At 69.9% G+C, this 11,994-nt stretch carries 13 protein-coding genes; 10 read left to right on the top strand and 3 right to left on the bottom strand.

Going from position 1 to position 11,994, the window contains the following annotated elements; all coding sequences use genetic code 11:
- Positions 1 to 4: 4 nt before the first annotated feature.
- Entirely contained in the window at positions 5 to 925 is a 921-nt protein-coding gene (locus tag ACTMTF_RS23025; protein WP_441112537.1) for an EamA family transporter, read from the bottom strand.
- Positions 926 to 1,038: 113 nt separating this feature from the next.
- On the opposite strand from ACTMTF_RS23025, the gene ACTMTF_RS23030 reads away from it, so the two are divergent.
- Positions 1,039 to 2,235, top strand: coding sequence for an MFS transporter (locus ACTMTF_RS23030; RefSeq protein ID WP_441112538.1), 1,197 nt, complete (start codon positions 1,039 to 1,041; stop codon positions 2,233 to 2,235).
- On the opposite strand, the gene ACTMTF_RS23035 is transcribed toward ACTMTF_RS23030, so the two are convergent.
- Together ACTMTF_RS23035 and ACTMTF_RS23040 are read right to left on the bottom strand one after the other, a co-directional pair.
- Positions 2,197 to 2,967 (bottom strand): ABC transporter permease, encoded by a 771-nt coding sequence (locus ACTMTF_RS23035; protein WP_441112539.1) that lies wholly within the window; start codon positions 2,965 to 2,967, stop codon positions 2,197 to 2,199. The two genes, ACTMTF_RS23030 and ACTMTF_RS23035, sit on opposite strands and share 39 nt — an antisense overlap.
- The gene (locus ACTMTF_RS23040) at positions 2,964 to 3,896 is read right to left on the bottom strand and encodes an ABC transporter ATP-binding protein (protein ID WP_441112540.1); all 933 of its coding nucleotides are present in this window, start codon (positions 3,894 to 3,896) and stop codon (positions 2,964 to 2,966) included. The genes ACTMTF_RS23035 and ACTMTF_RS23040 overlap by 4 nt, the downstream gene beginning before the upstream one ends.
- A gap of 171 nt (positions 3,897 to 4,067) precedes the next feature.
- On the opposite strand from ACTMTF_RS23040, the gene ACTMTF_RS23045 reads away from it, so the two are divergent.
- The 9 genes from ACTMTF_RS23045 to ACTMTF_RS23085 all read left to right on the top strand — a co-directional run bounded on the left by ACTMTF_RS23045 (position 4,068) and on the right by ACTMTF_RS23085 (position 11,833).
- Positions 4,068 to 5,285 carry a multidrug effflux MFS transporter gene (locus tag ACTMTF_RS23045; RefSeq protein WP_441112541.1) on the top strand — a complete coding sequence of 406 codons (1,218 nt, stop codon included), beginning with the start codon at positions 4,068 to 4,070 and terminating at the stop codon, positions 5,283 to 5,285.
- A gap of 180 nt (positions 5,286 to 5,465) precedes the next feature.
- Complete coding sequence (locus tag ACTMTF_RS23050) at positions 5,466 to 6,173, top strand: helix-turn-helix transcriptional regulator (protein WP_441112542.1); 708 nt, start codon at positions 5,466 to 5,468, stop codon at positions 6,171 to 6,173.
- Positions 6,170 to 7,582: a Fe-S cluster assembly protein SufB gene (sufB, locus tag ACTMTF_RS23055; protein WP_441112543.1), complete on the top strand. Its 1,413-nt coding sequence runs from the start codon at positions 6,170 to 6,172 to the stop codon at positions 7,580 to 7,582. The genes ACTMTF_RS23050 and sufB overlap by 4 nt, the downstream gene beginning before the upstream one ends.
- The gene (gene sufD / locus ACTMTF_RS23060) at positions 7,582 to 8,706 is read left to right on the top strand and encodes a Fe-S cluster assembly protein SufD (RefSeq protein ID WP_441112544.1); all 1,125 of its coding nucleotides are present in this window, start codon (positions 7,582 to 7,584) and stop codon (positions 8,704 to 8,706) included. The genes sufB and sufD overlap by 1 nt, the downstream gene beginning before the upstream one ends.
- Entirely contained in the window at positions 8,703 to 9,023 is a 321-nt protein-coding gene (locus tag ACTMTF_RS23065) for a non-heme iron oxygenase ferredoxin subunit (RefSeq protein WP_397013361.1), read from the top strand. The genes sufD and ACTMTF_RS23065 overlap by 4 nt, the downstream gene beginning before the upstream one ends.
- A 5-nt stretch (positions 9,024 to 9,028) precedes the next feature.
- Entirely contained in the window at positions 9,029 to 9,775 is a 747-nt protein-coding gene (sufC, locus tag ACTMTF_RS23070; RefSeq protein WP_441112545.1) for a Fe-S cluster assembly ATPase SufC, read from the top strand.
- Positions 9,772 to 11,034, top strand: a complete 1,263-nt coding sequence (locus tag ACTMTF_RS23075) for a cysteine desulfurase (RefSeq protein ID WP_441112546.1) — start codon at positions 9,772 to 9,774, stop codon at positions 11,032 to 11,034. The genes sufC and ACTMTF_RS23075 overlap by 4 nt, the downstream gene beginning before the upstream one ends.
- A gap of 2 nt (positions 11,035 to 11,036) precedes the next feature.
- Positions 11,037 to 11,477: a Fe-S cluster assembly sulfur transfer protein SufU gene (gene sufU / locus ACTMTF_RS23080; RefSeq protein ID WP_441112547.1), complete on the top strand. Its 441-nt coding sequence runs from the start codon at positions 11,037 to 11,039 to the stop codon at positions 11,475 to 11,477.
- Positions 11,474 to 11,833, top strand: a complete 360-nt coding sequence (locus ACTMTF_RS23085) for a metal-sulfur cluster assembly factor (RefSeq protein ID WP_441112548.1) — start codon at positions 11,474 to 11,476, stop codon at positions 11,831 to 11,833. Before sufU ends, ACTMTF_RS23085 begins: the two co-directional genes overlap by 4 nt.
- Positions 11,834 to 11,994 lie beyond the last annotated feature (161 nt).

The following is an 11,994-nucleotide window of genomic DNA, read 5'->3' on the forward strand; positions in this document are numbered from 1 at the left end:
CCCCCTACTTCTGGCTCCCGCGCATCCGGGTGGAGCCGAGGCTGGCGGCCACGATGCAGATGATGGCCGCCCACTGCTGCGCGTGCAGCATCTCGCTCAGCACCAGCACGCCGATCAGCGCGGCCACCGCGGGCTCCATGCTCATCAGGATGCCGAACACGTGCTTGGGCATCCGGCGCAGTGCCTGCAGCTCCAGGGTGTAGGGGATCACCGAGGACAGCAGCCCCACGCCCAGGCCGATCAGCAGCAGCTCCGGCTGCAGCAGGTCGGCGCCGCCGGTGGTGACGCCCACGGGCGCGACCACCACGGCCGACACGATCATCGCGAACGACAGCCCGGTGGTGCCGGGAAAACGGCCGCCGGCCGCCGCCGAGAGCAGGATGTAGGCCGCCCAGCAGGCTCCGGCCACCATCGCGAAGCCGATGCCGACCCAGCTGACCGTCTGGGAGTCTCCCCACGGCGCGAGCAGCAGCACGCCGGCGCCGGCCAGCCCCACCCACAGCAGGTCCAGCCTGCGCCGCGAGGCCGCCACGGCCACGCCGAGCGGGCCCAGGAACTCGATGGCCACCGCGATGCCCAGCGGCAGCCGCGCCAGCGCCTCGTAGAAGGTCAGGTTCATCAGCGCGAGCGTCACGCCGAAGCCGAGCCCGACCGCCCAGTCGCGCCGCGACAGGCCGCGCAGCCGGGGCCTGGCCACCGCCCCCATGATGACCGCGCCCATGACGATGCGCAGGAACACCACCGCGCTCGGCGGCAGCGCCGCGAACAGCTCCTTGGCGAAGCCCGCGCCCAGCTGCACCGAGACGATCGCCAGCAGCACCAGCCCGGACGGCGGGATGGAGTCGGCGGCCGTGCGCAGCAGGTGGCCGGGCCGGGGAAGGCCGGGTCCGCGCTCCAACGGGTCGTCGAGGGCGAAGGCGGTCACGAGGTCTCCTTTTGCATCAGGTTCGCCACGTGAGCGTACCGACCCCCTCCGACATTCCCGCAGGGAGGGATGGTGATAATGAGCGGATCACCCGACAATCTGGCATTGGACCCATGACCCCCTCCGCCTCGCCGATCACTCTCGCCAAGCCGCCCATCGCGCTCTCCGCAGCCTGTTTCGTCAGCAGCTTCGACCGCTTCGCCGTGACTCCCATGCTGGTGCTCATCGCGGTGGACCTGAACGTCCCGTTCGCCACCGCGGTCGCCGTGGCGAGCGGCTACTTCCTCGCCTACGGCCTGTCGCAACCCCTGTGGGGCGTGCTGTCGGACCGGTTCGGACGGCTGCGGGTGATGCGGACGGCCCTGGTGGGCGCGGCGCTGACCGGCCTGGCCTCGGCCCTGATGCCGGAGCTCGGCACGCTGGTCGTGGCCAGGATCGTGGCCGGCGCCTGCTTCGGGGCGGTGATCCCCACCTCGCTCACCTACGTCGGCGACACGGTCGAGGTCTCGGTCCGCCAGCGTGCCCTGTCCGACCTGATGGGCGTGATGGCGCTGGCCACCGCCACGGCCACCGGGATCGGCGGCCTGCTCGGCGACCTGACGGGCTGGCGGGTGGTCTTCACCGTGCCCGCCCTCTGCGCGCTGGTGTGCGCCTTGGCGCTGCGCGGCGTGCCTGAGCCACCGCGCGCCCGGATCGGCGGCCTGGGCAGGCACGTCGGCACGGTGCTGCGCAGGCCGTGGGCGCTGCTGGTGTTCGCGCTGGCCTTCGTCGAGGGGGCCGTGCTGCTCGGCACGATGGCGTTCCTGGCCACCGCGCTGCAGCACCAGGGGATCTCCACCGCCGTGGCGGGCCTCGGCACCGCCACCTACGGGATCGGCGTGTGGCTGTTCTCCCGGCTGGTCATGCGGCTGTCGCGGGGCTGGCCGGTCTGGCTGCTGATCACCGCCGGCGGCGCGCAGATGTGCGCCGGCTACGCCATCGTCGCGGCCCAGGTGAGCGTGGCCACGGTGACGATCAGCGCGCTGGTGCTCGGCGGCGGCTGGTCGTTCATGCACTCCTCGCTGCAGACCTGGGCCACCTCGGTCGTCCCGCAGGCCAGGGGGACGACGGTGGCCTTCTTCGCCGCCTCGCTCTTCGTGGGCGGCGCCGCCTCGTCGTGGGCGGCCGGACCGCTGGCCGAGGACGGGTCGTACCCGCTGCTGTTCGGACTGGCGGCGGCGGTCGCCGTCCCGCTGACCGTGGTGGCGGCGCTCAGCAGGCGCCGCTACGGCTTACTCCCAGCGGAAGGTGCGAGCGGCCAGCCCCAGTGACACCACCGCCCACACGGCCAGCACCGCGACCGCGCCCAGCGGCAGCGCCGCGCCGCCGGTGAGCACCGCGCGCAGGCCCCCGGTCAGCGCCGAGATGGGCAGCAGCTCCAGGACCGGCCGCACCGAGTCCGGGAACTTCGACAGCGGGAAGACCACCCCGCCGGCCGCCAGCAGCAGCAGATAGACGAGGTTGGCGGCGGCCAGCGTCGCCTCGGCCCGCAGCAGCCCGGCCATGAGCAGGCCCAGCCCGCTGAATGCCGCCGTGCCGAGCAGGATGAGCAGCACCGCGGCCGCCGCCGAGCCCTGCGGCCGCCAGCCGAGCGCCAGCGCCACCAGGACGAGCACCGCCACCTGGACGGCCTCCACCGCGATGACGGCGAGGGTCTTGGCCAGCATCAGCCCGGCCCTGGACAGCGGGGTCGCGCCGAGCCGCTTGAGCACGCCGTAACGCCGCTCGAAGCCCGTCGCGATGGCCTGCCCGGTGAAGGCGGTCGACATGACGGCCAGCGCCAGCACGCCGGGGGTCAGGAAGCCGACCCTGCTGCCGCCGCCGACGTCGATCAGCGGCGCCACCGAGAAGCCGACCAGCAACAGCACCGGGATGATCAGCGTGAGCAGCAGCTGCTCGCCGTTGCGCATCATGGCCCGGACCTCGGCGCCCGTCTGCGCCAGCACCATCCGGGACAGCGGCGCCGCGCCCGGGGCGGGGGTGAAGTCCAGCGCGGAGGTCATCGCAGCTCCCTGCCCGTCAGCTCCAGGAACACGTCTTCGAGTGTGCGGCGCTCGATGCTCAGGTCGTCGGCCGTGACGCCCTCGGCCGCGCACCACGCCGTCGCGGTGGCCAGCAGCTCGGGCCCCACCTGGCCCTCGATGATGTAGTGGCCGGCGGGTGACTCCTTGGCCGCGCTCCCGGCGGGCAGCGCGTTGAGCAGCTCTTCCAGCGCCAGCCCCGGCCGGGCGCGGAAGCGGAGCTGCCGCTCGGCCCCGGTCAGCGAGGCGGGGCTGCCCTCGGCGACCACCCGGCCGCGATCGATGATCACCACCTGGTCGGCCAGCCGCTCGGCCTCGTCCATGTGGTGGGTGGTCAGCACCACCGAGACGCCGGCGCTCCTCAGCTCGCCGACGAGCTCCCAGCAGGCGTGCCTGGCCTGCGGGTCCAGGCCCGCCGTCGGCTCGTCGAGAAAGACCAGCTCAGGCCTGCCGACCACGGCCGCGGCCAGCGAGAGGCGCTGCTGCTGGCCGCCCGACAGCCTGCGGTACGGAGTCCGTACGTGATCGGCGAGCCCGAGCCGCGTCAGCAGCGCGTCCGCGTCCAGCGGGTGGGCGTAGAAGCGGGCGACGAGGCGCAGCCACTCGCCGCAGCGCATCGCGGGCGGCACGCCGCCGGACTGCAGCATGACGCCCACCCGGGGACGCAGCGCGGGGGCGTCGGGGGGCAGCCCCAGCACCCGCACGGTGCCGGCGTCGGCCCTGCGGAACCCCTCGCAGATCTCCACCGTGGACGTCTTGCCCGCGCCGTTGGGGCCGAGGACGGCCGTGACCGCGCCTCGTCCGGCGCGCAGGGTGAGGCCGTCGATCGCGGTGGCGCTTCCGTAGCGCTTGACCAGCTCGACGATCTCAACCGCTGGCTCGACCGCCGGCTCGACGGCTGGGGATTCCATGGCCACGAGTCTAGGGACAGGCCGCGCCGGTCCGGGCCGCAGGTCAGCGCGGAAAGAAATATCCCGGTAAGTAGGATTTGGTGGTCTAAGTGGGAATTTGGTGCACTGAATGCTGGTTTGTTCCCTCGGCCCTCATGGGTCACACACGCCTATGAGGGAGAGGGGTACCGCATGTCCGTGGCAGAAGCCACGCAACCGGTCGTCAAGGAGGACCGCCGAGGTCTTCTGCTCCTCATCTTAGGAGCGCTGTCGGCGATCGGGCCGCTGTCCATCGACATGTACCTGCCCGCGCTGCCCGCCATCAGCGGCGAGATGCTCAGCGGACCCGCCCAGGTCCAGCTCACCCTCACCGCCTGTCTCATCGGCGTCTCCGTCGGCCAGGTGGTCGCCGGGCCGGTGAGCGACGTGCGCGGCAGGAGGATGCCGCTCATCGTGGGCGTGGCGGGCTTCACCGTCTCCTCGCTGCTGTGCGCGTTCGCGCCCTCGGTGCCCGTGCTCATCGTGCTGCGCCTGCTGCAGGGCGTGCTGGGCGGCGCGGCGCTGGTCATCGTCCGCGCCGTGGTCCGCGACCTGTACGACGGCGCCGCCATCGCCCGTATCTTCGCCACTCTCATGCTGGTCAGCGGTCTGGCGCCGATCCTGGCCCCGATCGCCGGGGCCCAGCTGCTGGCGTTCACCTCCTGGCGCGGCGTGTTCGTCGCCCTCAGCCTGATGGGCCTGGTCCTGCTGCTGGCCGTGCTCTTCGGCGTCCGCGAGACGCTGCCCGCGAGCGAGCGGGCGGGCGGCGGGCTCGGGCAGACCCTGCGCACGTTCTGGCACCTGCTGCGCGACCGCTCCTTCATGGGGTACGCGGTCACCGCCGGGCTGTCCTTCGCCGCGATGTTCGCCTACATCTCCGGCTCGCCGTTCGTGCTGCAGGAGGTGTACGAGGCCACGCCCCAGCAGTTCTCGCTCATCTTCGGGGTCAACGCCCTCGGCCTGACCGTGATGGCCCAGGTCGGCGGCCGGCTGTCGGGCCGGGTCCCGCCGGTCAGGCTGGTCGTCATCGGGCTGTTCGTCTCGCTGGCCGGTGGTGGGCTGATGGTGGCCGGCGCCGCGACGGGGCTCGGGCTGCCCGCGATCATCGCGGGGCTGTTCGTCATCATGTGCGGCCAGGGCCTGGTCCTGCCGGGCACCGGGGCGCTGTCCCTGGCGGAGCAGCCCCCGCAGATCGCCGGCTCGGCCTCGGCGCTGCTCGGCGTGATGCAGTTCGCGCTGGGCGCCGGCGCGGCCCCGCTGGTCGGCGTCGTGGGGTCGGACTCGGCGCTGCCGATGGCCGCCTTCATGCTCGTCCTCATCGCCTGCTCGATCCTGAGTTTCATGGTGCTGGGACGGCGGAGGAAAAGTTAGGTAAGGCTACCCTGCGTGAGAAATTGCATTAAGCCGGTGACCGGATCCGTTTGAGAACGGGGAAGGAATTACGGCACACTGATGTTGTCAAAACAGGAAGCGAGCCCGATCCGCTGAGTCGAACGGGTGACGCCGACTGGCAAGCTCCCCGCGAAACGAACCAGGAGTGGTGAGCGACCGATGAAGCCCGTGCCGACCATCGAGCCAGGCAGCGAGCGCAGCACCCGTGCGCGCGTCGCCCGGCTCATCCTGGAGCACGGGCCCATCGCCGCCGTGGCGCTGGGCGAGCGGCTCGGGCTCACGCCCGCCGCCGTCCGCCGGCACCTCGACGCGCTGCTCACCGACGGAATGATAGAACCTCGTACGGTGCGTCCGCGCGGTGAGCGCGGGCGAGGGCGACCGGCCAAGCTGTTCGCCATCACCGACGCGGGGCGCAGTGCTTTCGAGCACGCCTATGACGACCTCGCCGGGAGCGCGCTGCGCTTCCTGGCCGAGCGCGTGGGCGAGCGAGCTGTGACCGACTTCGCCCGCTCGCAGGTGTCCGGCCTGCTGACGCGGCTGGAGCCGGTCATGCGGACAGTGCCGGCCGACCAGCGTGTGCAAGTGCTGGCGCAGGCGCTGTCGGCGGAGGGCTACGCCGCTTCGGCCAGCAAGGCCAAGTCGGGTGGCGACCAACTCTGTCAGCACCACTGCCCGGTGGCCCACGTGGCGGCGGAGTTCCCGCAGCTGTGTGAGGCCGAGACGGAGGCGTTCGCGCAACTGCTCGGCACACCGGTGCAGCGCCTGGCCACCATCGCGCACGGCGACGGGGTCTGCACCACGCACGTGAGCCCGCAATCGCTGGGCGATACCGCACATAGAGACAAGAGCAAGGAGACCGGAAGGTGACTGTCACCGACCGCCCGGAGCTTGAAGGCCTCGGGAATTACAAGTTCGGCTGGTCCGACTCGGATGTCGCCGGAGCGACGGCCAAGCGCGGCCTGTCCGAGGAGGTCGTCCGCAACATCTCCGCGCTGAAGAACGAGCCGGAGTGGATGCTCGACCTTCGCCTGAAGGGCCTCCGCCTGTTCCACAAGAAGCCGCTGCCGACCTGGGGTTCCGACCTCACGACCATCGACTTCGACAACATCAAGTACTTCGTGCGCTCGACCGAGAAGCAGGCCGCTTCCTGGGAAGAGCTGCCCGCCGACATCAAGAACACCTACGACAAGCTCGGCATCCCCGAGGCGGAGAAGCAGCGCCTCGTCGCCGGCGTCGCCGCCCAGTACGAATCCGAGGTCGTCTATCACAAGATCCGTGAGGACCTCGAGGAGAAGGGCGTCATCTTCGTCGACACCGACACGGGCCTGAAGGAGCACGAGGAGCTCTTCAAGGAGTACTTCGGCACCATCATCCCGGTGGGCGACAACAAGTTCGCCGCGCTCAACACCTCGGTGTGGTCCGGTGGCTCGTTCATCTACGTGCCGCCGAACGTCGAGGTCGAGATCCCGCTGCAGGCGTACTTCCGGATCAACACCGAGAACATGGGCCAGTTCGAGCGGACCCTGATCATCGTGGACGAGAACAGCTACGTCCACTACGTCGAGGGCTGCACCGCGCCGATCTACTCCTCCGACTCGCTGCACTCCGCGGTCGTCGAGATCGTCGTGAAGAAGAACGCCCGCTGCCGTTACACGACCATCCAGAACTGGTCGAACAACGTCTACAACCTGGTCACCAAGCGCGCCGTCGCCTACGAGGGCGCGACCATGGAGTGGATCGACGGCAACATCGGCTCCAAGGTCACGATGAAGTACCCGGCCGTCTACCTGATGGGCGAGTACGCCAAGGGCGAGACGCTGAGCGTCGCGTTCGCCGGCGAGGGCCAGCACCAGGACGCCGGCTCCAAGATGGTGCACCTGGCGCCGCACACCAGCTCCAGCGTCATCTCCAAGTCGGTGGCGCGCGGCGGCGGCCGCACCTCCTACCGCGGTCTCGTGCAGATCGAGGAGGGCGCGTACGGCAGCGCCAGCACCGTCAAGTGCGACGCGCTGCTGGTCGACCAGATCAGCCGCTCCGACACCTACCCCTACGTCGACGTCCGCGAGGACGACGTCTCGATGGGGCACGAGGCCACGGTCTCCAAGGTCAGCGAGGACCAGCTGTTCTACCTCATGAGCCGCGGGCTCGAGGAGGACGAGGCGATGGCGATGATCGTGCGCGGCTTCGTCGAGCCGATCGCGCGTGAGCTGCCCATGGAGTACGCGCTCGAGCTCAACCGGCTGATCGAGCTGCAGATGGAAGGAGCCGTCGGCTGATGGGCCTGAACGAGAAGCCCCTGTCGACCCTGCACGAGAAGGCGTCCTACGACCTGGACGACTTCGAGGTGCCGGTGGGGCGTGAGGAGGCGTGGCGCTTCACGCCGCTGTCACGCCTGCGCGGCCTGCACGACGGCAAGGCCGAGGTCACCGGCCAGGTGCTCACCCAGGCCTACACCCCGGCCGGCGTCAGCGCCGAGTGGGTGGGCCGCGAGGACTCCCGGATCGGCCGCGCCTACGTGCCGGCCGACCGGGTCAGCGCGCAGGCCTACAACGCCTTCGAGAAGGCGCTGGTGGTGACCGTGCCCAAGGAGGCCGTGCTCACCGAGCCCGTCCGCGTCGAGGTGCGGGGCGGTGGCATCGACGGCGCGTCCTACGGCCACATCGTGGTCGTGGTCGAGCCGCTGGCCGAGGCCATCGTCGTCCTTGAGCACCAGGGCAGCGCCGTCTACGCCAGCAACGTCGAGTTCCTCGTCGGCGACGGCGCCACGCTGCGGGTCGTCAGCCTGCAGGACTGGCAGGACGACGCCGTGCACGTCTCCCACCACCACGCCCAGCTCGCCAAGGACGCCACCTTCCGCAGCTTCGTGGTGACCCTGGGCGGCGACCTGGTGCGACTGTCGCCGAGCGTGTCCTACACCGGCCCCGGCGGCGACGCCGACCTGGCCGGCGTCTACTTCGTCGACGCGGGCCAGCACCTGGAGCACCGCCTCCTGGTCGACCACTCCACGCCCAACTGCAAGAGCAACGTCGACTACCGCGGCGCGCTGCAGGGCGAGGGGGCGCACGCCGTCTGGATCGGCGACGTGATCATCAGGGTCGAGGCCGAGGGCACCGACACCTACGAGCTCAACCGCAACCTGATCCTCACCGACGGCGCCCGCGCCGACTCGGTCCCCAACCTGGAGATCCTCACCGGCGAGGTCGCCGGCGCGGGCCACGCCTCCACGTCGGGCCGGCTCGACGACGAGCACATCTTCTACCTCCAGGCCCGCGGCATCCCCTTCGACGAGGCTCGCCGCCTGGTCATCCGGGGCTTCCTCGGCCAGCTCATCGAGAAGATCCAGATCGAGGAGATCCGCGACCGCGTGATGAGCGCCGTGGAGGCGGAGCTCGCACGATGAGTGAATTCGAGAAGGTGTGCAAGGTGAGCGACATCCCCGACGAGGGGGTGATCGGCGTCGAGGTGGGGGAGACCCCCGTGGCGCTGGTGCGCAAGGGCGACGAGGTGTTCGCCCTGCACGACGTCTGCTCACACGCCGAGGTGAAGCTCAGCGAGGGCGACGTCTACGACGGCACGCTGGAGTGCTGGCTGCACGGCTCGTGTTTCGACATCCACTCGGGCAAGCCCACCGGCCCGCCCGCGACTAAGCCCGTGAACGTCTACACAGTGAAGATCGACGGCGATGACGTGCTCGTCTCGCTCTCGAAGGAGTCATAAAACACATGTCCACCCTTGAGATCCGTGACCTCCAGGTCGCCGTCGGGGACAAGCAGATCCTGAACGGCGTCAACCTGACCGTGAAGTCGGGCGAGACCCACGCCATCATGGGCCCCAACGGCTCCGGCAAGTCCACCCTCGCCTACGCCATCGCGGGCCACCCCAAGTACACGATCACCGGCGGCCAGGTGCTGCTCGACGGCGTCGACATGCTGGAGCTGTCGGTCGACGAGCGCGCCCGCGCCGGCCTGTTCCTCGCCATGCAGTACCCGGTCGAGGTGCCCGGCGTGTCGGTGTCCAACTTCCTGCGCTCGGCCGTCACCGCCGTCCACGGCGAGGCGCCCAAGCTGCGCCAGTTCGCCAAGGACCTCAAGGCCGGCATGGACGCCCTGCACATCGACGCCGCCTTCGCCCAGCGCAACCTGAACGAGGGCTTCTCCGGCGGCGAGAAGAAGCGCCACGAGATCCTCCAGCTCGAGCTGCTCAAGCCGAAGATCGCGATCCTCGACGAGACCGACTCCGGCCTCGACGTCGACGCGCTGCGCGTGGTGTCCGAGGGCGTGAACCGTTTCCGCGAGTCCGGCGAGACGGGCGTGCTGCTGATCACCCACTACACCCGCATCCTGCGCTACGTGAAGCCCGACTTCGTGCACGTCTTCGCCGCCGGCAAGGTCGTCGAGGAGGGTGGGCCGGAGCTGGCCGACAAGCTCGAGGCCGAGGGCTACGAGCAGTACACGAGGGCGTCTGCATGACTTCCACCAGCTTGGACGTGGAGAGGATCAGGAAGGACTTCCCGGTTCTCTCCCGCGAGCTGCCCGGCGGGCGTCCGCTCGTCTACCTCGACTCGGGCAACTCCTCACAGAAGCCCACCCAGGTCATCGAGACCATGCGTGAGCACCTGGCGATGCACTACAGCAACGTCGGGCGCGCCATGCACGTGCTGGGCTCGGAGTCGACCGAGGCGTACGAGAACGCGCGCGACAAGATCGCCGCGTTCGTCGGCTCCTCGTCACGCGACGAGGTGATCTTCACCAAGAACGCCTCCGAGGCCCTCAACCTGGTCGCCTACTCCTTCGGCAACCGGTCCAACACCGATCCCCGCTTCACGCTGGGCCCCGGTGACGAGATCGTCATCTCGGAGATGGAGCACCACTCCAACATCGTGCCGTGGCAGATGCTCGTGCAGCGCACCGGCGCGACGCTCAAGTGGTTCGGCGTCACCGACGAGGGCCGCCTCGACCTGTCCGGTCTGGCGGAGCTGGTCACCGAGCGGACGAAGATCGTCTCGATCGCCCACCAGTCGAACGTGCTCGGCACCGTCAACCCGGTCGCCGAGGTGCTCGGGCGGGCTCGCGAGGTCGGCGCGCTGGTGATGCTCGACGCCTCCCAGTCGGTGCCGCACCACCCCGTGAACGTCACCGAGCTGGGCGTCGACTTCGTCGCCTTCACCGGCCACAAGATGGTCGGCCCCTCGGGCATCGGCGTGCTGTGGGGCCGCGGTGAGCTGCTGGAGGCGATGCCTCCGTTCCTCGGCGGCGGCGAGATGATCGAGGCGGTCTGGATGGACCGCTCGACCTACGCGCCGGTGCCGCACAAGTTCGAGGCGGGCACGCCGCCCATCGTCGAGGCGATCGGCCTCGGCGCCGCGGTCGACTACCTCACCGGGCTCGGCATGGACGCCGTGGAGGCGCACGAGCGGGAGCTGACGGCCTACGCGCTGGAGGCCCTGCGCGAAGTGCCCACCCTGCGCCTGATCGGTCCCGACTCGCTCGACCTGCGGGGCGGCACGCTGTCGTTCACGCTGGAGGGCATCCACCCGCACGACGTGGGCCAGATCCTCGATGACCGGTTCGGCATCGCGGTGCGCGTCGGGCACCACTGCGCGCGCCCGCTGCACCTGCGGTTCGGAATACCAGCGACCACGCGGGCGTCTTTCTACCTGTACAACACCACGGCGGAGATCGACGCCCTGGTGCGCGGCCTCCACCACGTACAGAAGGTGTTCGCATAGCCATGATCGGCGAGTCGATGTACCAGGAACTCATCCTGGAGCACTACAAGCACCCGCAGGGGCGGGGGCTCCGCGAGCCGTACGACGCCGAGGTTCACCACGTGAACCCGACCTGCGGCGACGAGATCACCCTGCGCGTCAAGATGGGCGACGCGGGCAAGATCGAGGACGTCTCCTACGACGGGCAGGGTTGTTCGATCAGCCAGGCCGCGGCCTCGGTGCTGTACGAGCTCACCACCGGCTCGACGGTCAAGGAGTCGCTCTCCGTGGTCGACGAGTTCACCCGCCTGATGCAGGGCAGGGGACAGGTGGAGGCCGACGAGGACGTGCTCGGCGACGCGGTCGCGTTCGCCGGGGTGGCCAAGTTCCCGGCGCGCGTGAAGTGCGCGCTGCTTTCCTGGATGGCCTACAAGGACGCTGTTGTGAGGAGTGCTGCAGGATGAGCAAACCGGTCGAGACCCCGATCGACCTCGATGGTGACGCCACCGTCGAGGAGGTGATGGAGGCGCTCAAGGACGTCGTGGACCCCGAGCTCGGCATCAACGTCGTGGACCTGGGGCTCATCTACGGCCTCAACCTCGATCCCGCCGACGGCGTCAAGCCCGTCGCCACCATCGACATGACGCTGACCAGTGCCGCCTGCCCGCTCACCGACGTGATCGAGGACCAGGCCCACTCCGCCCTCGAGGGCATGGTCTCCGACGTGAAGATCAACTGGGTCTGGCTGCCGCCATGGGGCCCGGACAAGATCACCGATGAGGGGCGCGAGCAGCTTCGTATGCTAGGATTCAACGTCTGATCATTTCAGGCTGTACGGCTGGCGCCCCGCGTCAGCCGCTTCAGCGTGTCGAGGGGTTCGGGATTTCCGAGCTCCGCATGGGGAATAGTCTTGATCCGCCCCGTGTTGGCACCTTAGGACACCTGACGCCTCATCGCGCGTCCCGCGCCGCCTGCGGCCGG

Source organism: Nonomuraea sp. ZG12 (genome assembly GCF_052068115.1).
Lineage (GTDB): Bacteria > Actinomycetota > Actinomycetes > Streptosporangiales > Streptosporangiaceae > Nonomuraea.